At 30.8% G+C, this 21,703-nt stretch carries 21 protein-coding genes and 1 tRNA gene; 12 read left to right on the top strand and 10 right to left on the bottom strand.

What is annotated here, in order from left to right:
- Nucleotides 1-444: 444 nt before the first annotated feature.
- The 3 genes from KQI68_RS01440 to KQI68_RS01430 all read right to left on the bottom strand — a co-directional run bounded on the left by KQI68_RS01440 (nucleotide 445) and on the right by KQI68_RS01430 (nucleotide 2,978).
- A complete protein-coding gene (locus KQI68_RS01440; RefSeq protein WP_216548265.1) occupies nucleotides 445-1,377 on the bottom strand; it encodes a tyrosine-type recombinase/integrase in 933 nt (310 codons plus the stop codon).
- Nucleotides 1,378-1,548: 171 nt separating this feature from the next.
- Nucleotides 1,549-1,625: transfer RNA gene (locus tag KQI68_RS01435), tRNA-Arg, on the bottom strand.
- A 21-nt stretch (nucleotides 1,626-1,646) separates the two neighbouring features.
- A complete protein-coding gene (locus tag KQI68_RS01430; RefSeq protein ID WP_216548263.1) occupies nucleotides 1,647-2,978 on the bottom strand; it encodes a D-alanyl-D-alanine carboxypeptidase family protein in 1,332 nt (443 codons plus the stop codon).
- A 180-nt stretch (nucleotides 2,979-3,158) separates the two neighbouring features.
- On the opposite strand from KQI68_RS01430, the gene folE reads away from it, so the two are divergent.
- The 8 genes from folE to KQI68_RS01390 all read left to right on the top strand — a co-directional run bounded on the left by folE (nucleotide 3,159) and on the right by KQI68_RS01390 (nucleotide 10,811).
- Entirely contained in the window at nucleotides 3,159-3,713 is a 555-nt protein-coding gene (gene folE, locus KQI68_RS01425) for a GTP cyclohydrolase I FolE (RefSeq protein ID WP_216548261.1), read from the top strand.
- Nucleotides 3,710-4,207, top strand: a complete 498-nt coding sequence (locus KQI68_RS01420; protein WP_246541203.1) for an HD domain-containing protein — start codon at nucleotides 3,710-3,712, stop codon at nucleotides 4,205-4,207. The genes folE and KQI68_RS01420 overlap by 4 nt, the downstream gene beginning before the upstream one ends.
- The gene (gene folK, locus KQI68_RS01415; protein ID WP_343221635.1) at nucleotides 4,176-5,030 is read left to right on the top strand and encodes a 2-amino-4-hydroxy-6-hydroxymethyldihydropteridine diphosphokinase; all 855 of its coding nucleotides are present in this window, start codon (nucleotides 4,176-4,178) and stop codon (nucleotides 5,028-5,030) included. Before KQI68_RS01420 ends, folK begins: the two co-directional genes overlap by 32 nt.
- Nucleotides 5,027-5,602, top strand: a complete 576-nt coding sequence (locus tag KQI68_RS01410; RefSeq protein ID WP_216548260.1) for a glycoside hydrolase family 73 protein — start codon at nucleotides 5,027-5,029, stop codon at nucleotides 5,600-5,602. Before folK ends, KQI68_RS01410 begins: the two co-directional genes overlap by 4 nt.
- A gap of 8 nt (nucleotides 5,603-5,610) precedes the next feature.
- Nucleotides 5,611-6,093 carry a hypothetical protein gene (locus tag KQI68_RS01405; RefSeq protein ID WP_216548259.1) on the top strand — a complete coding sequence of 161 codons (483 nt, stop codon included), beginning with the start codon at nucleotides 5,611-5,613 and terminating at the stop codon, nucleotides 6,091-6,093.
- Nucleotides 6,094-6,165: 72 nt separating this feature from the next.
- Entirely contained in the window at nucleotides 6,166-7,656 is a 1,491-nt protein-coding gene (gene glpK, locus KQI68_RS01400; protein ID WP_216548258.1) for a glycerol kinase GlpK, read from the top strand.
- A gap of 489 nt (nucleotides 7,657-8,145) precedes the next feature.
- Nucleotides 8,146-9,267, top strand: coding sequence for an iron-containing alcohol dehydrogenase family protein (locus KQI68_RS01395; protein WP_246541202.1), 1,122 nt, complete (start codon nucleotides 8,146-8,148; stop codon nucleotides 9,265-9,267).
- An 86-nt stretch (nucleotides 9,268-9,353) separates the two neighbouring features.
- Nucleotides 9,354-10,811 carry an APC family permease gene (locus KQI68_RS01390; protein WP_216548257.1) on the top strand — a complete coding sequence of 486 codons (1,458 nt, stop codon included), beginning with the start codon at nucleotides 9,354-9,356 and terminating at the stop codon, nucleotides 10,809-10,811.
- A 470-nt stretch (nucleotides 10,812-11,281) separates the two neighbouring features.
- On the opposite strand, the gene KQI68_RS01385 is transcribed toward KQI68_RS01390, so the two are convergent.
- A complete protein-coding gene (locus KQI68_RS01385; RefSeq protein WP_216548256.1) occupies nucleotides 11,282-11,614 on the bottom strand; it encodes an ArsR/SmtB family transcription factor in 333 nt (110 codons plus the stop codon).
- A gap of 162 nt (nucleotides 11,615-11,776) precedes the next feature.
- Between KQI68_RS01385 and KQI68_RS01380 the strand changes: the two genes are divergently transcribed.
- The 4 genes from KQI68_RS01380 (at nucleotide 11,777) to KQI68_RS01365 (ending at nucleotide 15,374) form a co-directional block, all read left to right on the top strand.
- Nucleotides 11,777-11,995, top strand: coding sequence for a heavy-metal-associated domain-containing protein (locus KQI68_RS01380; protein ID WP_216548254.1), 219 nt, complete (start codon nucleotides 11,777-11,779; stop codon nucleotides 11,993-11,995).
- Nucleotides 11,996-12,004: 9 nt separating this feature from the next.
- Nucleotides 12,005-13,912, top strand: a complete 1,908-nt coding sequence (locus KQI68_RS01375) for a heavy metal translocating P-type ATPase (RefSeq protein ID WP_216548252.1) — start codon at nucleotides 12,005-12,007, stop codon at nucleotides 13,910-13,912.
- Between the two features lie 57 nt (nucleotides 13,913-13,969).
- Complete coding sequence (locus KQI68_RS01370) at nucleotides 13,970-14,623, top strand: YczE/YyaS/YitT family protein (RefSeq protein WP_216548250.1); 654 nt, start codon at nucleotides 13,970-13,972, stop codon at nucleotides 14,621-14,623.
- A 97-nt stretch (nucleotides 14,624-14,720) separates the two neighbouring features.
- Nucleotides 14,721-15,374, top strand: coding sequence for a YczE/YyaS/YitT family protein (locus KQI68_RS01365; RefSeq protein ID WP_216548248.1), 654 nt, complete (start codon nucleotides 14,721-14,723; stop codon nucleotides 15,372-15,374).
- A 32-nt stretch (nucleotides 15,375-15,406) separates the two neighbouring features.
- On the opposite strand, the gene KQI68_RS01360 is transcribed toward KQI68_RS01365, so the two are convergent.
- The 6 genes from KQI68_RS01360 to gyrA all read right to left on the bottom strand — a co-directional run bounded on the left by KQI68_RS01360 (nucleotide 15,407) and on the right by gyrA (nucleotide 21,694).
- Nucleotides 15,407-17,047, bottom strand: coding sequence for a DEAD/DEAH box helicase (locus tag KQI68_RS01360; protein ID WP_216548246.1), 1,641 nt, complete (start codon nucleotides 17,045-17,047; stop codon nucleotides 15,407-15,409).
- Nucleotides 17,048-17,138: 91 nt separating this feature from the next.
- On the bottom strand, nucleotides 17,139-17,804 hold the full coding sequence (locus KQI68_RS01355) for a transporter associated domain-containing protein (RefSeq protein ID WP_216548244.1): 666 nt from the start codon (nucleotides 17,802-17,804) through the stop codon (nucleotides 17,139-17,141).
- A complete protein-coding gene (locus tag KQI68_RS01350) occupies nucleotides 17,804-18,589 on the bottom strand; it encodes a SigB/SigF/SigG family RNA polymerase sigma factor (protein WP_216548242.1) in 786 nt (261 codons plus the stop codon). The genes KQI68_RS01355 and KQI68_RS01350 overlap by 1 nt, the downstream gene beginning before the upstream one ends.
- A gap of 8 nt (nucleotides 18,590-18,597) precedes the next feature.
- Nucleotides 18,598-18,945, bottom strand: a complete 348-nt coding sequence (locus KQI68_RS01345) for an ATP-binding protein (protein WP_216548241.1) — start codon at nucleotides 18,943-18,945, stop codon at nucleotides 18,598-18,600.
- Between the two features lies 1 nt (nucleotide 18,946).
- Complete coding sequence (locus KQI68_RS01340) at nucleotides 18,947-19,258, bottom strand: STAS domain-containing protein (RefSeq protein ID WP_216548240.1); 312 nt, start codon at nucleotides 19,256-19,258, stop codon at nucleotides 18,947-18,949.
- 9 nt (nucleotides 19,259-19,267) lie between these two features.
- Entirely contained in the window at nucleotides 19,268-21,694 is a 2,427-nt protein-coding gene (gyrA, locus tag KQI68_RS01335; RefSeq protein WP_216548239.1) for a DNA gyrase subunit A, read from the bottom strand.
- Nucleotides 21,695-21,703: the final 9 nt, after the last annotated feature.

Raw genomic sequence — 21,703 nt, 5'->3', positions numbered from 1 at the left:
TTTTTTGATGTTTTTTTTAGCCGATTTTTGTGTAAATGTAGATTATATCTAGTAAAAAAATTTTTAAAATTTTTGTTTGTTTAATATTTTTGCTTTACATTTATGTTTTAAACCCTTTAGTTTTCTTTTTACTCTTAGCATCTACCTTTTTGGAAGTTAATTTTTGTTAGGGTTAATGAATATTTTTAATCCTTATTTTTAAAAGTTAGTGTTATTTAATTTTTTTAATCCTAACTTTTTTAAATTGTTAGGGATAGGAAAAAATATTAATACTAACTTTCTAATTTTTTATTAAATTGTGAGGGTTAATTAAAAATATTATTCCTAACTTTTGCATATTTTTATACTAGTTTATATATTTTTTGAGTTAAAATGCTCTCTGCATAAAGATATTTTATTTTTAAAAATGTGAGGGTTATTTGTTAGTATTATTTGTAATTATTTTTACTTATTTTTAAATAATTTTCTTACTCTTGTGTTTCTCTCAAGTATCAGATTTAAGGGTGTTGCTATTTTGTGATTGTTTTCTAAAGCTTTTTTATCTATTCCGATGTATTTTTTAGTCATACTAATATCAGAATGACCCATTAGGTTTTGCAAATATATTAGATTACCACTAGGATTTTTAAGGTACTCTGTTCCAAAGAAATGACGAAGTTGATAGGGTGTTATTTTAACCCCAGATGCCTTACTATGTTTTACAAATCTTCGCTGAAAATTTACTGTTGTCATTTCTCTCCCATCGCTTGTTAAGAAAAGTGAATCACTGTTCCAAAAATCTTGGTTCAGTTCTAATAATTTTAATAGATTATCTAAAACTAGTTTTGACAAAGGCAATATGCGTGGTTTTGATGTCTTTGTTATGCTTTCGTCTAGCTCTAACAAAGAATTTGCTATATTTATGTGTTTTTCTCTCAATCTCGTTGCTTCTGCTGGTCTTACGCCAGTATCAGCAATTAGAATAGTGAATGTATAATCCCTTAAACCTGCGTATGTGTTAATATCAATTACCTTTAAAAACTCTTTTAATTCTTCACTTGAGCAAGGGCGTGGGTAGGTGTTTTCTTTTCTCTTCTTAATTTGAAGTTCTTTAATTGGATTGGTGCTAACTACATTTTGTGTAATTAGATAATTAAAAAATGTATTTAAACCTTTTCTTTTGGCATTAAATGTTGTGTTTTTGTTATTGCTTATGTTTGTAAAATAGTCAAGTAACTGAAATTTTAATTTTAATGGTTTTTCATATTCAAGTCTTGCAAAAGTATTTACATTTAAAAATATCTTGTAATACCCATCTAGTGTTGTTTTTGCAAGTCCTTCAAGCTTCTTTATTTTTAAAAATTCTATTTGTTTTTCATCTAACTTATCAAGATTCATGGTTCGTGTCCTCCTTTTTTAAATTTTTTAGTTAAAAACAAGGGACCCATGCCTTAAAGTTAAAAATATAGATAAAATTTAAAAAAACATTTTTGTTTTAGTTTTTATAAAGGGCTTTGTGCTCTATTTTTTAATTTAAATTAAAAAAACTCACCTATTTCTAGGTGAGTGTGGCGTCCGCGGCGGGAGTCGAACCCACGGCCTTTCGCTTAGGAGGCGAACGCTCTATCCAGCTGAGCTACGCAGACATATAGCTTAAGCTTGATTACTTAAGCTGCTTTTTCTATATTTATAAATATTTCTTCAAATACTCTTTTAAATTTATTTATTATCCCCTTTTCAAAAACTTTGTCCTTAACTATTATATCTGAACTGTAAATTAAGTTGTCATTTTTGTAATAGGAAATTTTACCAATTGATGTTCCTGCTTCTATTGGCGCTACTAAGTTTTCATCTATCTCTACGATTTCTTTTAGTTTTTCATCATTTTCTAGAAGTGCATATCCAAGTTCTTTTTGATAAATAGGTATTTCATCATCTTGAGAATTTTTGATTTCTATTGTTCTTAGTGGCTCATTGGTATTTCCAATTGCTCTATAGGAGTAGTTTTCAAATCCATCTTGCATAAGTCTTTTTGATGCCACAAATCTTTCAAAGTTTCCCCTTGATCCCATTGTGATTCCAATAAGTCTCATGTCCTTTGTTTTTTCATCTACTGCTTTTTTTTCTCCAGTTGCGATTACACATCTTCCCGATGCATTTGTATATCCTGTTTTAAGTCCATCTATCTCTGGCACTATTCCAAGGATTGGATTGGTATTGTAGTCTATATAATTTCTAGCAGGGTCTTCGATTTTTTCAATTTTTGTATATTCTAGTATTTCTGGATAAAATTTCAAAAGTTCTGATGCAAGTACAAACATTTCTCTTGTAGTCATCTTGTTATAGTCTTCTATCTCATAATTTGTAAGTCCTGTTGGATTTACCATGTGAGCATTTTTTAGTCCTAAGTCAGCGCACTTATCATTCATCATTTTTACAAAGTTATCTGTAGTTCCTGCCACATGCTTTGCAAGTGCAGTTATTGCATCATTTCCTGATACTACCATTGCCGCTTCTATTAGGTTTCTTACAGTTGTCTTATCGCCTTCTTTTAATTTATAAGAAGATCCTGTAAGGCTTGCTACTTCGTGGTCAATTGTAACTTCATCTTCAAGCTTTATTGTGCCGTCTTTAATTTTGTCAAAGACTACAAATATTGAGACAAGCTTAGATGTTGAGGCCATTGCGCGCACTTCGTCTATATTATATCCTTCTAAAATTTTTCCTGATTTATAATCTCCCAGTAGGTAGGACTTTGTCAAACTTTCCAAGGGAAGTTTTGAAAGTTCATTTATTTTATTTAGCTCTACTTGATTTGCCTGTTGTATTCCCTTGTCCGTTGGCACCAATATGCCTTTATCTCTTACTAGATTTGGGTCTACTTCTAATACTTGCTCTACCTTATTATCTGCATTTGCATCTGAATTTTCTTCTTCTGCAAAAATAAAGTTTGGAAGGAGTAAGGTTAACGCAAATAAGTAAATGAGTAATTTTTTCATTATACACCTCGAAATTTATTGTATCAAATTATGTTTTAATTGTAAATTATGGGTATAAAAACATATAATGCTAAAAACCTATGTGATTTGGGGAAATTGTTATCTTTGTTAGCTTTATATGCTATAATAATGAATATAATTTTACAATGTAAAAATGTAAAAATGAGGAGATTTTATTTAATGGATAAAGAAAAAATTAAAAAAGCTGTAGAAATGATAATTGAAGCTGTCGGCGAAGACAAAACAAGAGAAGGCCTTGTAGAAACTCCTGATAGAGTTGCCAGAATGTATGAAGAAATTTTCTCTGGTCTTGGCAAAACTGCAGAAGAACATCTTTCAAAGACCTTTGAAATAGTTGAAGACAATATGGTAGTTGTAAAGGATATTGAATTCTTTTCAATGTGCGAACACCACTTCCTACCATTTTTTGGCAAGGCTCACATAGCTTATATTCCTAATAATAGAGTTGCAGGTCTTTCTAAACTTGCTAGAACTGTTGAAACTTATGCAAGAAAACCTCAACTCCAAGAAAGACTTAATATTGAAATTGCTGATGCAATGATGAAATATCTTAATGCTAAGGGAGTTTTAGTTGTTGTAGAAGCTGAGCATATGTGCATGAATATGCGTGGAGTTAAAAAACCTGGCTCTAAAACTGTAACTTCTGTTTACAGAGGAGTTCTAGAAACTGATGAAAATAAAAGAGCCGAAGCATATAGGTTGATTGAATTTTGATAAATGATTTTGATTTAAAAGAAACAAATAAAATTGTATTAAGTGAAATTTATAATAAATATTTAAACGAACTGGAGTATCTAGAAAGGGACAGATTTTTCTGCAGACATAATTACGAGCACTTTATTTCAGTTGCAAGAATTTGTTATATTTTAAAACTTGAAGAAGATGTGGATGTTTCTAAAGACATGGTTTATTCAACAGGACTTTTACACGACCTTGGAAGAGTTACAGAAATCAAAGAAGGGATAAATCACGCCATAGCTTCAGTTCCTATTGCAAGAGAAATCTTAGAACTAACAGACTTTACAGAAGATGAAAAAAATAGAATCTTAGAATGTATATCTTACCACAGGACAAAAGAGCCTTCTGAAGATGAATTTTTCAACATTTTCTATAGGGCGGACAAATTATCTAGAGCTTGCTTTAGATGCCCTGCCTATGATGAGTGCAACTGGAGTTATGAAAAGAAAAACCACTTCATTAAATACTGATGGGAGCAATATGGATTTTATAAAAGTAAAAGATTTAGAAGTTTACGCAAATCATGGCCTATTTGAAGAAGAAAAAAAACTAGGCCAAAAATTTTTAATAAGTGCAGAAATTGGATTAAACTTTAGAGATTGTGCAATTTCTCATGATTTAGATAAGTCTATTGATTATGGAAAATTATCTCATGAATTAAAGGAAGTTTTTACAGAAAAGACAGAGGATTTAATTGAGACACTTGTATATAAACTTGTAAAACATATTTTTGACAATTATGAAATTGCTAAGACAGTTGAGGTTGAAATTAAAAAACCTTGGGCTCCAATTAATCTTCCACTAGACACAGCCTCTGTTAGACTATTTAAAAAGAAAAGACATTTCTATATTGGAATGGGCACAAATATGGGAAATAGAGAAGAATATCTTGAAAAAGCCCTTGAAGAAATGGAAAAGGCTGGTCTTAAAATCTTAGATAAATCTAGCGTAATAGAAACAAAGGCCTGGGGAGTTGAAGACCAAGCAGATTTTTTAAACAGAGTTGTAAAAGTTGAAAGTTTCGAAGACCCAATTGATGTGCTTCACATCTTACAAAAAATCGAAATCGATCTTGATAGAGTTAGAATTAAAAAGTGGGGACCTAGGACAATTGACCTAGACGTATTATTTGTTGATAGAGAAATAATTTACACCGATGAATTAATAGTACCTCATCCATTTATCGAGGAGAGAGAATTTGTCTTAGAATCACTAAATGAGCTAATTCCAACTTACTATCATCCAATTTTAAATAAAAAAATTAGCAAATTATATGAAGAAGTTAAAAAATGAAAGCATTTAAAACAGGCTGTGGATGTATCTCAATTATTGCTTTATTTTTCATTGCACTTTTTGCAATATCAATATTTGTAAATATTTTAAAAACAAGGGATAATGAGGGACTTAAAAACCTTAATTACAGAGAAGAATATCTGGAAAGCACAAAGGAAGTTGCAACAAAAACTGCCAAGAGATATGGACTTTTTCCTTCTGTGATGCTTGCTCAATCAGTGCTTGAAAGCAATTGGGGAAGATCTGAACTTTCAAAGAAGTACAATAATTACTTTGGCATAAAGGAAATTAAAAAGGGCGAAGGCGTAGTTTATGAAACAGAAGAGTATGTAGATGGCGAAAGCGGAAGATACCTTGAAAGCTTTAAAAAATACAGTTCCAAACAGGAATCCTTCGAGCATTATGCAAAACTTTTAACTAAAGCTGATAGATATAAAGAAGTAAAAAAAGCAACAAACTACACAGAAGCAGCCCATTCAATAATGAAAGCAGGCTATGCAACTGACCCAAAATATGCCAACAAGATAATTTCTGTAATTGAGAAATATAATTTGCAAGAACTGGATAATTAGGAGGAAAAATGACAAAAGAAAGAAAAACCTTTCTCTTATATACATTGGCTGCCTCAGCCTTAGCAGTGCTATACTTAATTGTAAAATACTATAGACTTGATAAGCTAAATTTCGTAGAAGTATTTAATTTTAAAACAACTGCAATACTTCTTGTAATGGTAATATTATTTGCACTTATTGTTGTACTATTTGTAAGCGAAAAGAGATATAAGGACACGAAATTATCGCTCTCTGCAATAATAATATTTGCAATAATCTTTGCAGGAATCTCTTATTACAGATACACAAATATAACAGGAGCAACTGCAGCAGAAATTTCACAAATCAAGAGTAGTCTTTTGAAACAACTTGCATTCTTTGGAGTTTATATTTTCGCATTCTTTGGATCTTTTGTAATGCTTAAAGAAAATGAAAATGTGACTGCTGAAAAAGATGCAGAGAAAAAAGAAATAAAGGCAAAAAATACAAAAAAATCAAAAAAGAAAAAATAATCTTTAGCTGACTTTTATAATGAAGTCAGCTTTTTTAATCTTTATATTTGGTATAATTGAAATGGTGATAATATGAAAAAATACATAATGGCATTTGATGCAGGAACTACTTCTGCTAGAACTATAATTTTTGATAAAAACGCAGATATCGTCTCTATGGCACAAAGGGACTTAATCAAGCACTTTCCAAAGCCTGGCTATGTTGAGGAAGAGCCAGAAGATTTATGGTCAAAGCAAATTGGTACTGCAGTAGAAGCGATGATTAAAAAAGATATTGACCCAAAGGAAATTGCTGCAATTGGAATCTCCAACCAAAGAGAAACTACAATTGTGTGGGACAAAAATACAGGGGACCCGATTTATAACGCAATTGTCTGGCAATGTAAGAGAACTGCTGATTATTGCGAGGAGCTAAAAAATAAAGGCTATGGCAAAATGATTGAAGATAAAACTGGACTTGTAATCGACCCATATTTTTCTGCTACAAAAATCAGATGGATACTTGAAAATGTTGAAGGTGCAAGAGAAAAGGCAGAAAAGGGTGAGCTATTATTTGGCACAGTTGAAAGTTATTTGATTTATAAATTAACAGATGGCGAAGTCCACATCACAGACTACACCAACGCTTCAAGAACTATGCTTTTTAATATTAACGAAAATAAATGGGATGATGAACTCCTAGAACTTTTTAAAATCCCTAAGTCAATGCTTCCTGAAATTAGAAATTCAAGTGAAGTTTATGGACACAGTAAATCAAAATATTTGGGATGCGAAATTCCAATTTCATCTGCAATAGGCGACCAGCAATCTTCACTTTTTGGAACTGCTTCCTTTGAGAGAGGACTTGCAAAGGCAACTTATGGAACTGGCGCATTTATTTTGATGAATACTGGAAAGGAACTTGTGCAATCAAAAAATGGACTTGTTTCTACAATTGCATGGGCAATTGACGGAAAGATAACCTACGCACTTGAAGGATCAATATTTGAAGCAGGATCTGCAATAGATTTTCTAAGAGATAATCTCAGAATAATCGACCAGGCTGATGATTCAGAATACATGGCAAGCAAGGTAAATGATACTGAAGATGTCTACTTTATACCAGCATTTACAGGACTTGGTGCACCATATTGGGATCAATACGCAAGAGGAGCAATAATTGGACTGACTGCATCTGTTAGCAAATACCACATAGTTAGGGCAGCACTTGAGTCTCTTGCCTATCTTTCAGCAGATGTAATCAATGCAATGGAAGAAGATTCAAACACAAAATTAAAATCATTAAAAGCAGATGGCGGCGTGAGCAAAAATAATTTCTTGATGTCTTTTTTATCAGATATAGTTGATGTTGAGGTCAAAAGACCAAAACTTGTAGAACTTACAGCTTTGGGTGCATGCTATATGGCAGGACTTTCTGTTGGATTTTGGAAAGATAAAGAAGAACTTAGAGAAAAAACAGATGTAGATAGAGTTTTTATTTCAGAAATGGATGAAGAAACAAGAAATAAAAAAATGAAGAGATGGCATGAAGCTATAGAATATTCAAAAAATTGGGCAAAGTAAATTTAGTTAATTTTATTAAATTGAAAATTATTTTAAAAATTGAAATTTTATTTTTATTTGGAGGGGCATTAGGGGCGTCTTGTAATGCCCCTTTAATGGTAGTGAATCGAGTGACTGGTCTCGAGATGAACGGTCTTCACAGTGAATCTGAACTAAGTGAAGATTAACTGATGAAGAACCTTATGCATGCGAATGTAAAAAAGCGACTGAATAAAGAGCTTTTTTAGATGAGTCGCGGCCCCTCCAAGCCACCCCAAAACACCCCACACGCACTGAAAGTCCAAAAATAATACCCTTGCTAAATTTTCAAAACTCGCTTCGCTCAAACAAGTTGAAAATTTTTAACGCAAGGGAATTATTTTTGCTTATTTTATACAAAATTGCAAAGTTAACATATTTAATTACATTTTTGAAATATTAATGTTTAAATATTAGTATTCTTAAAGAATCTATATGTCTCCAAAGAAATTTTTTAAAAAAAGTGTTATAATGATAAAAAATTTATTTAAGGGAAGAAGAGTGATAATTATGAGAACAATGAAACTTACTAATTACAGTTTAAGTGAAAGTGGATACGATGGTCTTACCGAAATTTTAAAGGGCTACAAGTATGATAGCGTGGTTCTTGTTGGTGGAAAAAGGGCTTTAAATGCTGTTTCTTCAAAAATTAGAAAAGAGTTAGAAAATTCTGACATTAATATTAATGGTGAATTCATCTACGGCAAGGAATGTACTGATGAAAATATTGAAAAATTAATGGAAAAAGATGAAATCAAAAATGCCGATGTTATTTTTGCCATTGGTGGTGGAAAATCCATTGATACTTGTAAAGCTCTTGCAAAGTTTTTGAATAAGCCTTGCATTTCTTTTCCTACAATTTGTTCAAACTGTTCGTCTTCCACATCTGTTGCAGTTGTTTATAACGAAGATGGCAGCTTAAAGAGATATGAAACTGTTGAAGCTCCAGTTCACAACTTTATTGAAATCGAAACTATTGTAAATGCTCCTTATGAATATTTTTGGGCAGGTATTGGCGATGGTCTTAGTAAACAATCTGAAGTGCTATTTTCTTCAAGGGGCGAAGACCTAGACTACATTGCTAAAATGGGAATTAGTATTGCAAAGTCTTGTGACTATCCATTTTTTGAATACGGCGAGAAGGCTTTAGAAGATTTTAAAAATAATAAAATTACTAGAGCTGTTACAGAAATTGTAATCGATATTTGCATAAATACAGGTTATACTTCTAATTTAACTGATCAAGAAGATTATTATTACAATTCTTCTCTTGCTCATGCATTCTACAATGCTTCAACTTCTGTTAAAAGAGAAGGAACTTATCTTCACGGTCAAGTTGTTTCCTTTGGTACTCTAGTGTTAAAAGCATATGATGAGGACTCTAAAGGTCTTGAAAAATTTGCAAAGTTTAATAAAAAACTTTCTCTTCCAGTTACTCTTTCTGATATTGGTCTAAAGATTGAAGATTTAGATATTATGATGCCAAAGGTAGTTGCTACTCAAGAATGGCAAGTTTCTAAAGATAAATTATCTGAAGATAAATTTATTGAAGCTGTTAAAAAAGCTGATGAATTTGGAAAAACTTTAAAATAATTATTACCCCAGGGAAAACCTTGGGGTATTTTTATATTTTGGGTATAAGATAATTATAATAAAACCCATACAAATGAGGTGAACCTATGGGAAAAGCAAAAAGAGGGAATAAGAAAAACTTCCCCAATATTAAAAACATTCTAAAAATTAGACAGAACAGAAAACAGGGCGACATGGGATATTTAGATTTTTTCATGCTTGGCTTTGGCTCCATGGTTGGAGTTGGATGGGCAGTGTCATCTAATCACTGGATTGCACAAGCTGGAGGACCAATTCCTGCTTTTATTGGTTTTCTTCTCGCCACACTTTTACTGGTGCCTATTGGACTATGCCATGGCGAACTTTTGGCGACTCTTCCAAAGGGTGGAGGAGTAATGGTCTACACTGAAAAAGCCTTTGGAAATAAATTATCTTTTATGTCTTCGTGGTTTTTGGCATTGGCATATCTTACAATTCTCCCTTGGGAAGCAATTTATATCAACACTATAATTACAGATATTTTTCCAGCACTATCAGATTCTAGAGTTTTATATTATGTAGGTGGCGAAGCAATCACACTTTCATCAATAGTTTTGGGACTTATACTTGCAGCCGCTTTATTTTTTATTAATTTTAAGGGCTCAACATTTGCTTCAAAGCTCCAGTCATTTTTATCAATACTTATTATAATAACTGGTGTTTTAGTAATTATTTTCTCATTTATTGCAGGGGATGTTGAAAACTTAAAGCCAGTTTATGAAAATGTAGGTGTGGGAACTCACAGCGGATTCTTCGGTGGAATGATTGGGATAATTGTAGTAGTACCATTTTTTATGTCAGGATTTGACACAATTGCTCAATCTGTTGAAGAAACTGCAGAGAATAAAAAATTTAAAAACGTAGCAATATCCATGGTGCTTTCAATTGTAGCAGCAGGAATATTTTATTCTCTTGTAATTATTTCAACAGGATCTGTTGGAAATTGGAAGGAGTATTCACTTGCAGCACCGCCTGCAATGGGTGTAATGCTTGAAGCTGCCTATGGTGGAACTTTTGGATATGTACTAGATAAACTCATTGTAATAGGTACAGTTGCAGGACTTTTCTCCACATGGAATGGAATGTTTATGGCTTCTGCAAAATTAATTCAGTCAATGAGTAAAAGTAATTTGATTCCTTCTATGTTTTCACACGAACATGCAGAGTATAACACTCCAGTTACTGCTCTATTATTTTGTTTAATATTTGCAGCAATTGGACCTTTTGTTGGAATTAAATTTATAGACCCACTTACAAATCTTGGCTCTGTTGCCTTTGTAATTGGTTGGTTTTTAACTTGTACATCATTAATTGTAATAATAAAAAAAGACAAGGATTATTATACATCTTTTGTCACACCTGGAGGAAAATTTACAATTTATCTTGCAATATTAATTTCAGCTATTATTGTAATATCAACATTTATACCATTTGCACCATCTTATATGGGTAACACTGCACTTATTATTTTCTTTGTGTGGTTAGTATTAGGTGGGTTGTTTATTAAGTTTTATAATAAAGCTTAAAATAAAATTTTATTTTTTATTTTTCTTAAATTTTGAAATTTCAAATTTAATAAGTTAATTAATTGTATTTGGAGGGGCATTAGTGGCGTCTTGTAATCGACCTTTAATGGTAGTGAATCGAGTGACTGGTCACGAGATGAGCGGTCTTCACAGTGAATCTGAACGAAGTGAAGATGAACTGATGAAGAACCTTATGCATGCGAATGTAAAAAAGCGACTGAATAAAGAGCTTTTTTACATGAATCGCGGCCCCTCCAAGCCACCCCAAAACACCCCACGACGCACTGGTAAGTCCAAAAAAATCGGTCATGCTAAATTTTCAAAACTCACTCGCTTCGCTCGCTCAAACAAGTTGAAAATTTTTTACGCATGACCAATTTTTTTGCTTATTTTATACATAATTGCTACTTTTTCATTCTAATGAAAAGTTCTATAAATATTATTTAATTTAAAATTATTATTTTATAAATTTAAATCTTAGATAATTCTATTGTTGCATTTAAAAGTGCGTGAGTAAGTTCATTATCCTTTGCGTGATAAAACATTTCTTTTCCTTCACGTCTTGATTCTATAAGATTTGCTATTTTTAATACTCTCAAATGATGGCTTACTGCAGGAGATGACATATCCATAAAGGCTGCTATATTTATTACGCATTCTTCTCTGTGGCAAAGTAGCCAAAATATTTGAAGTCTTGACGGGTCTCCAAGTTGTTTCATAGCATCTGAAATCTCAACTGCTTTTTTATCTTCTATTTTTTTAAAATTATTTAAATTATCGCCATGATTATGTGGTAAATTCACTTTCTTCACCTCTATATTTATATTTTATCAAATTTTTTAAAATTTTTCATTAAATATATGCTTAATCGTTTGACATTTATAAATATAAAGTGTATTATAATTTTAGAAACAATTAAATATATGCTTAATCGTTTGATAAATATAAAAAAGGAGAAAAATATTATGAAAAAAACTTACAAAATTGATGTAGATTGTGCAGCTTGCGCTGACAAAATGGAACTTGAAGCTAAAAAAGTAGAAGGAGTTAAAGATTGCAATATTAACTTTATGCTTCTTAAGATGAAAGTCGAATTTGAAGATGGCGTTGATAAAGACGAAGTTATGCAAGAAGTTGTAAAGAATTGCAAAAAAGTTGAAAGAGACTGTGAAATTTATATTTAAGGTAAAAAGATGAATAAGAAGCAAAAGAAAAATTTAACTAGAATAATTATTTCGGCACTTCTACTTGTTATTCTTCACTTTATTCCCTTAGAGGGATTTCCAAGATTTATCGCATACCTTATTCCATATTTAATAATAGGATATGATATTTTATTAAATGCACTTCACGGTATAAAAAATAAACAGCCCTTTGATGAATCACTACTTATGAGTATTGCCACAATAGGTGCTATAATTCTTGCAATTTATAGCGGAAGCGGCGACTATGTAGAAGCAATTGCCGTTATGCTTTTCTATCAAATTGGAGAATTTTTTCAATCCTATGCTGTTGGAAAGAGCAGAGAGTCAATTTCTGATTTAATGGATATTGCTCCTGATTATGCAAATATTGAAGATGAAAATGGAGAATTAATAGAAGTTGACCCAGATGATGTTGAAATTGGATCAATTATAATTATTAAACCTGGTGAAAAAATTCCACTAGATGGTGATGTTGTTGAAGGTCATTCAACTCTTGATACTGCAGCCCTAACTGGTGAATCTCTTCCAAGAGATGTTGAAGTGGGAAGTAAAGTATTTTCTGGTTCAATAAATTTATCAGGTGTAATTAGAGTTAAGACTACAAAAGAATTTGGCGAGTCAACTGCTACAAAGGTTCTTGAACTTATTGAAGAGGCATCAAGTAGAAAGTCTAAGACAGAAAACTTTATTACGAAATTTGCAAGAATTTACACTCCAGTAGTTGTATATCTTGCACTTGCTCTTGCAATTCTTCCTTCAGTTTTTGGAATTTTAACAAGAGGAGATGCAAATTTTTCTACATGGATTTATAGAGCATTAACTTTTCTTATAATTTCATGTCCATGTGCTCTTGTGATTTCAATTCCTTTATCATTTTTTGCTGGAATTGGCGGAGCAAGTAAGGAAGGAATCCTTGTAAAGGGCTCTAACTTTATGGAAGTTCTTTCAAAAACTGACAAGGTGATTTTTGACAAGACTGGAACTCTTACAGAAGGTTCATTTGAAGTTACTGCAATTCATCCAGAGGATAAATCTCCTGAAGAACTTCTTCACATTGCTGCTCATGTTGAGAGATACTCAACTCACCCTATTGCCGACTCACTTAGAAAGGCATACCCAAATGAAGCTGATGATTGCAAAGTTGAAGATATAAAAGAAATTGCAGGTCACGGAATTTCTGCCATGGTAAATGGAAATCTTGTATATGTTGGAAATGTCAAAATGATGGAGAAATTTGACATCAAATGGCACAATTGTGAAAAAACAGGGACTATTATCCATGTTGCAATTAATGGAGAATACGAAGGTCATATTGTAATTTCAGACACTATAAAGAAAAATTCAAGACAAGCCATTAAGGCACTTAAGAAAAATAAAATTTCAGAAACAATTATGCTTACTGGTGACAGTAAAGTAGTTGCAGAAGATGTGGCAAATGAATTAGGTCTAGATAAATACTATGCAGAACTTCTTCCTCAAGATAAGGTAACTAAGCTTGAAGAAATTCTTGATAACAATAATGATGAAAACAAAAAAGTTGCCTTCGTTGGAGACGGAATAAATGATGCACCAGTTCTAACTCGTGCAGATATTGGTATTGCCATGGGCGCTATGGGTTCTGATGCTGCAATTGAAGCTGCAGATGTAATCTTAATGGATGACGACCCATTTAAAATTTCAACTGCAATAAAGCTTTCTAAGAAATGTCTTAGAATAGTAAAACAAAATATTTACTTCTCTATTGGAGTTAAAGTAATTGTGTTAATACTTGGAGCATTAGGATTTGCATCAATGTGGGCTGCAATTTTTGCAGATGTAGGTGTAACGATTATAGCAGCATTAAATGCAATAAGATGCATGTTTATGAAACACGAAGATCCTATAGATTATAACTAATCCCCTGAATTCAGGGGATTTTTTGTGATATAATATATATAGAAAAGAGATGATTATTTGAATTTAAAGAAATTATTAATTAAATCTATAGTTTATATCGTGGGTTTATTTGTAATGGCTTTGGGAGTTAGTTTTTCAATTAATTCAGGCCTTGGTATTTCTCCAATAAATTCCATACCCTATGTTTTAAATCTTTCCTTTGGATTTGACTTAGGGCACATGATTACTTTTATATTTGGTTTAATCTTAGTTTTGCAAATATTAATTTTAAGAAGTGAATTTAAAATTTATAATTTAAGCCAAATTATTTTTTCGTATTTATTTGGATTTTTCACAGATTTTACAAAAAATTTAATTGGAGATTTTACAATACCATCATACTTTGGAAGTTTAATTTTACTTCTTATAAGTATAATTTTAATTGCACTTGGACTAACTACTTATGTTTCAACAAAACTTATCAATATGCCCATTGAGGGATTTGTAGAAGCTATAAAATACAAATATCTTCCACAAAAAAGTTTTGGAGACATTAAAATTGTTATCGATGTATCAATGGTTATAATTGCAATAATTCTTTCCTTTGTGTTTTTAGGAAGACTTGAAGGAATAAGAGAAGGAACAGTATTAAGTGCTATATTTGTAGGATTTTTTGTAAAGATATTCTCAAAAATTATAATTCCATTTGAAGAAAAATTAGAAAGTCTATAATAATTAACTCTCAATTTCTAGAGAGTTTTTTTATATATGTAAAATTTTTTAATAAAATATGGTATAATCTTTAAAATAAAATTTTAGGGGAAGAAAGATGAAAGCAAAAACAATAATTATTAAATCACTGATATACATTTTAGGACTATTTATAATGGCAATTGGAGTTAGAATCTCCTTAAATTCAGGGCTTGGAATCACTCCTATAAATTCCTTTCCATACACTGTAAGTAAAGTTATAAATGTAAGCCTTGGGAAAATGGTCATAGTTTTATTTATAATTATGTTGATTTTACAAATTATAATTTTAAAAAATGAATTTAAAATTTATAATCTATCTCAGCTGTTATTCTCGACATTATTTGGATTTTTTATAGACTATGCAGAATTTTTCGTGGGAGATTTTAAAATTCCAACTTATTTTGGAAGTCTTCTAATGATACTTATGTCTGTATTATTAACAGCAATTGGATTTAATTTTTATCTATCAGTTAATCTTATAAATATGCCAGTTGAAGGGTTTATCCAAGCAGTTAATAAAAAGTATTTTAAAGATAAAACCTTTGGAGACATAAAAATGGTATTTGACATAACTATGGTAAGTCTTGCAATTATTATTTCTTTGATTTTCCTTGGAAAAATTGAAGGAATAAGAGAAGGAACAATTATATCTGCCATATTCGTTGGATTTTTTGTAAAGAAATTTAGTAAATATATAGAGCCAATTGTCAAAAAAATTGAACAAATTTAAAAAAATCTCCCAGTTTAATCTGGGAGATTTCTTTATTTTGAAGCTAATTCAACTTTAATAGTCTTGCCCTTAACTTTTCTGCCATCAAGATCTCCAGCTGCATCTACAATTTTATTTTCTGGAATTTCAACAAAGGTAAAGCTTGGCATTAGAGAAATCTTTCCAATATCCTTTGCAGAAAGATTTGTGTACTTTCTAATAAGTCTTATGATTTCGTTGTTATCTAGACCATCTCTTTTTCCCTTGTTTATAAAGATTTCAGGATAATTTCTTTTCTTTTCTTTCTTATCTCTTTTCTTTTCGCGTCTTTCTTCTCTTTTTTTAGAATTATTTTTCTTGATGCTAAGTTTTTTGCCATAATCAACGTTTTTAAGTTCTGAGAAGTTTTCGCTAATATTTGCATTGTCTAAAAGTTCAATAAGTGATGCCGCTATATCATATAGGCTATTTCCCTCTGCAAGAAGTCTGTTTAATAAATTTACATATTGCTCACTATTTTCCTTTGAGATATTTTCCTTAATCATTTCAAATAAATGCTCTTCATTAGAATCTTTTACATCATCAAGAGTTGGAAGAGAAATTTTTTCCATATTTGCATTAGTATATTTTTCAATTTCAGCTAATTTGTGGAAGTCTTTACTTGTTAAAAATGTAAAGGAAATTCCATTTTTACCAGCTCTTGCAGTTCTTCCAATTCTATGGACATAGTATTCATTTTGTTGCGGAAAATCGTAATTAAATACAACATCTATATCATCAACATCAAGACCACGTGCAGCAATATCAGTTGCAATTAAAATATCTATGGAGTTTTCTCTAAACTTTTTCATTACGCTATCTCTTGAGCCTTGACGCATATCTCCATGAAGTGAATCAACTTTGTAGCCCTTTTTTGCAAGCTCTGTTTCAAGTTTTTCAACCATTCTCTTAGTGTTGCAAAAAATTATGGATTTCTTTGGCTTATAAATCATAATTAGTCTGTTTAAAATCTCACTTTTCATATTATTATTCATTTCTAAATAATACTGATTGATTCTCTCTTGAGTTAGCTCCTTCTTTTCAATTACAATTTTTTCAGGATTATTCTGATAAAGTTTTGAAAACTGTTTTATATCATTTCCTAAAGTTGCTGAATAAAATGAAGTTATTCTATTTGGATTTGTCTTTTCAATAATTGTCTTCATGTCATCTCGAAAGCCCATATCAAACATTTCATCAGCTTCATCAAGGACAAGAATTTCAAGATTATCAAGAAGAATTGTCTTTCTTCTCATGTGATCCATTACTCTTCCAGGAGTACCTACGACAATGTCTACTCCATTTCTAAGTTCTCTAAACTGTCTGCCCATGTCAGCTCCACCATAAATTGGAAGGATTTTTATAAACTTTTTGTACTTTGCGATTTTCTTTAATTCATCAGAAACTTGTCTTGCAAGTTCTCTTGTAGGAACAAGTACAAGTCCCTTTATATGGTCACTTTTTTCTAATTTTTCTATCATTGGAATACCAAAAGAAGCAGTCTTTCCTGTACCAGTTTGGGCTTCAACTAAAATGTCACGACCCTCTAATGCATATGGAATGCTTTCTTCTTGCACCTTAGAAGGCTCATTAAAACCCATATCATCTAGTGCATTTAAAACTTCTCTTGATAAATTTAGTTCTTTAAAATTCAATATATTCTCCTATAATTTGTTACAAAATAAAAGAGACCGAAAAATCGGTCTCAAGATCTTCTTAGGTATTATATCATAAAATCTTAAAATTTTACTTTTTATTGTCATTTATTTCTTTTACTTCGTCAATATTTTCGACAGATATTGTTTCAATTACTCCGCCTGATGCCATCTTTACAATTTGGAAAATGTGCTTTTTATCACTTACTATTACACCAACTTCAGGCTCCTCTGCATTTTCTTCGAGAAGTAGTGAAACATATCCTCCAAGAGTTTCAGATTTACCCTTTTCAATATCAAATCCATACTTTGAATTAAGTCTCGTAATAGGAATAGATGCTGAATATTCATTTTCAGCTGTATCTAATCCATCAAAGTTAACTCCAGTTATTAAGTATTTTTTAATTGCAAATAATATTGCTATTGCTATTGTTGCAATTAATAAGTCTGGCATAGTTTCTGAATATACAAGCATTTTTCTAGAAATTACAAGAAGTATAAGATGTATAATATTTGTGTCAGTATGTGCAATCATTAGAACCACAAATTCTATGGCTATTACTAATAAAAGTACATGTGATAGAAAATGTTGAAATATTTCATAGGATAATGTTGCATTATTAGTGAGTATTTTAATGTAATATTTTAAAATATCTGGTACTGAAATAACAACTCCTATAATTAAAAGTATTGAAACTATTATTTCAAAAGCATTTACAATCTTTAGTAGGTTTACTAGGTATTTATTTCTATTCATTATACCTCCATAGTCTTAGTTAATTCTTTTCTCATCTTTTCCAGAACTTTCTTTTCAATTCTAGATACTGTCATTTGTGATATATTGAGATCTTTAGCTATTACTACTTGAGTTTTTTTATTAAAAAATCTGTCTATTAATATTTTTCTCTCAACTTCATCTAAGTTTTCCATTGATTTGTTGAAAAAGTCATTGGACTCAATCTTATCGAAATATTCTTCATCCACTCCAATTAAATCCGAAAGATTTATTTCATTTTCATCACCTGATTTATAAGTCACATCTAAAGATTGTGGTGTGTAGACCTTGGATGCTTCCATAGCTTCCATAACTTCTTCAGGTGTTGAGTTTAAAAATTCAGCAATTTCATCTATTGTTGGATTTTTTTGATATTTTTGAGAAAGTGTAACTGTTGCATTTGTAATCTTCTTAGAAAGTTCTTGTATTCTTCTTGGAACTCTAATTGTCCAACCATTATCTCTAAAATATTTTTTTATCTCTCCTATTATTGTAGGCGTAGCAAATGATGAAAATTCAAATCCCTTGCTAGGGTCATATCTTTGAATGGCATATATCAGTCCAATAGATGCGACCTGAAATATGTCATCATAATCTATTCCCTTTCCTGTGTATTTTTTTGACAGAATTTCAGCTATATAGAGATGTTCTTCAATTAATATATCTCTAATTTCTTGATCATTAGTTTCATAATATTCTTTGAAAAGTTCTTTTCTCTCCTCTTTTGTGAGCCTTCTGTCAAGTTCGTTGTATTCTTTTAAATTCATAATATTTCCTAAAATTCTTTAGTTAAAATCATAGTCTTTTCTTTAAAGACACAATCATCTACTAGATAATCTATAACAGTTTTTGCAAGGGAAAGTTCTTCACAGGAATCTAGTTTTTCTTGATCGATTTCATTTACATAAATTTTTATTTTATTTTCTTCTATTTCAAATACTAAATCTATTATTTCCTTAGTTTTTAAATCATGAGCAATGTTAAGTGTTTCTGTAACAGCCATTTTTAAATCTTCAATTTCTTCAATGTCTCTATTTAATATATTTAAAAGAGCTGTAAGCATTAGTCTTACTGTTGAAAAATACTTAGCATCATTTGGTAGTTGATATTTTAAAGTATCCATATTATCTCCTAATTTCAAACATTTCATCGAGTTTTGTTATTTTAAAAAGTTTTAGTATTGAATTGTTAATATTTTCTATAACTATTTTATGATTGTTTTTTTCAACTTCTTTTAGAACATAAATAAGTGATCCAAGTCCTGTTGAATCAAGATATTTTAATTCACTGAAGTCATATAAAATATCTTTTGGTTCTTTTTCATAAAATTTTAATGATTTTTCCTTGAACTTTTTTGTATTGTATACATCAAGTTCTCCCTTTGGGTACAAAATTAGAAATTCGTCTGTTAATTCTTTTTCTAGTTTAAAGTCCATAAGGTCCTCCTAGTCACCAATATATCTTGCCACTGCCACAACTTTTGCATCTTTTAAATTCATTAGCTTAACACCAGATGTATTTCTTCCTTGTACAGAAATATCATCTGTTAAAATTCTTATAATAATTCCAGAATCTGCTATTATCATGATGTCATCTTCTTTATCAACTACACTAGCACTTGCTACATCGCCAGTCTTATTAGTAATCTTATAAGTTAAGATTCCCTTACCGCCTCTGTTTTGTACCTTGTAATTTGATAATTGTGTAAGTTTTCCATATCCATTTTCAGAAACTACAAGTAAATACTTATTGTCATCTGCAATATCTGATGATACAACTTTGTCTCCTTCTGCAAGTTCAATTGATTTAACACCTATTGAATTTCTTCCAGATTTTCTAACTTGTTCTTCATCAAATCTAATGGATTGTCCCTTCTTAGTTACTAAAATTACATTTTCATCGTTTTTAGTTAAATGAACATTGATTAGCTTGTCACCTTCATTAAGTTTAATAGCGATTATGCCAGATTTTCTAATATTTTTATATTCTTTAAATGATGTTCTCTTAATTATACCATTTTCAGTTACCATTAAGAAATTAAGTTCTGGGTCGTATTCCTTAACTGGAATAATTGAGCTTATCTTTTCATCTTCTTCTAGATCAAGAAGATTTACAATTGCAGTTCCCCTTGATGTTCTAGAATCTTGTGGTATTTCGTATGCTTTTAGTTTAAAGACATTTCCAAGAGATGTAAAGAATAAAATCATATCATGAGTTGATGTTACAAATAATTCTTTTACAAAGTCATCTTCTCTCATATTGCCTGAAGATACACCTCTGCCACCTCTTTTTTGTGGCTTGTAAGTTCCCTCACTCATTCTCTTTATATATCCAAATTGAGTAAGTGTAATTACAACATCTTCTTTTTTGATTATGTCTTCGATTTCTATATCAGTATCATCATGTGATATTATAGTTCTTCTTAAATCACCATATTTTTCTTTGATTTCAGTAAGTTCTTCTTTTATTAAATTCATAAGAACTTCGTTGTTTTCAAGTATTTCTTTAAACCATTTAATATCAGCTTGAAGCTTATCGTACTCATCTTGAAGTCTTTCTCTTTCAAGTCCAGTAAGTCTTCTAATTCTCATATCTAAAATTGCTTGAGATTGAGCATCAGTTAAGTTAAATTCTTCGTGGAATTTTTCCTTTGCTTCCTTGTCGTCTTTAGATCCTCTAACAATTTTTATAATTCTGTCAATATTATCAAGAGCGATAAAAAGTCCTTCGATAATATGAGCTCTAGCTTCAGCTTTATTTAAGTCAAATACAGTTCTTCTAGTTACAACTTCAACTTGATGATCTACATAATGTCTTATTAAATCTTTAAGATTAAGTATTTCTGGTTTTCCATTTACAAGTGCAAGATTTATAATTCCAAAAGTTGTTTGCATTTGTGTATTTTTATAAAGTTTATTTAATACAACTTCTGCATTTGCATCTCTTTTTAAATCAATTATAATGTTGATTCCCTTTTTATTAGATGCATCTGTAATATTTGAAATTCCTTCAATCTCTTTATTTTTTGCAAGATCTGCAATCTTCATAACAAGAGTTGATTTATTCACTTGATATGGAAGTTCTGTAATTACAATTTGTTCTCTTTTCTTTACAGTTTTAATTTCTGCAATTGCCCTTACAGTAATTTTTCCTCTACCAGTTTTGTAGGCCTTTTTAATTCCATCTGTTCCCATAATTTGAGCACCAGTTGGAAAGTCAGGTCCTTTAATTATTTCATTTAATTCATCTATTGAAATATTGTCGTTATCAATATAAGCAATAACTCCATCAATTGCTTCATTCATATTGTGTGGAGCCATATTTGTAGCCATACCTACGGCAATACCACTTGATCCATTGACAATTAAATTTGGAAATCTTGAAGGAAGAATTGTTGGTTCAGTTTCACTTTCATCAAAGTTAGGTACAAAATCAACTGTGTCCTTTTTAATGTCTCTAAGCATTTCTTCTGCAAGCTTAGTCATCTTAACTTCGGTATAACGCATAGCCGCAGCACCGTCACCGTCGATGTTACCAAAGTTTCCTTGTCCATCTACAAGTGGATATCTTGTACTAAAATCTTGTGCAAGTCTAACTGTTGCGTCATAAATTGAAGAGTCACCATGAGGGTGAAACTTACCCATTACATCCCCAACAAGTCTTGCAGACTTTCTGTATGGTCCATTTGATGCAAGATTTAGTTCTTGCATTCCGTAAATTATTCTTCTGTGAACAGGTTTTAATCCATCTCTAACATCTGGAAGAGCTCTCGCTACAATTACTGACATAGAATAGTCAAGATAAGATGATCTCATCTTTTTATCAATATCTACATCAATAATTCCTGATTCTATAAAATTATTTTCAGTCATCTCTTCCTC

It is taken from the genome of Peptoniphilus ovalis (genome assembly GCF_018919265.1).
In the GTDB taxonomy this organism is placed as follows: Bacteria; Bacillota; Clostridia; order Tissierellales; family Peptoniphilaceae; genus Peptoniphilus_A; species Peptoniphilus_A ovalis.
Note: the sequence above shows the minus strand (reverse complement) of the source record. Positions and strands in the feature narration are given on the sequence as shown.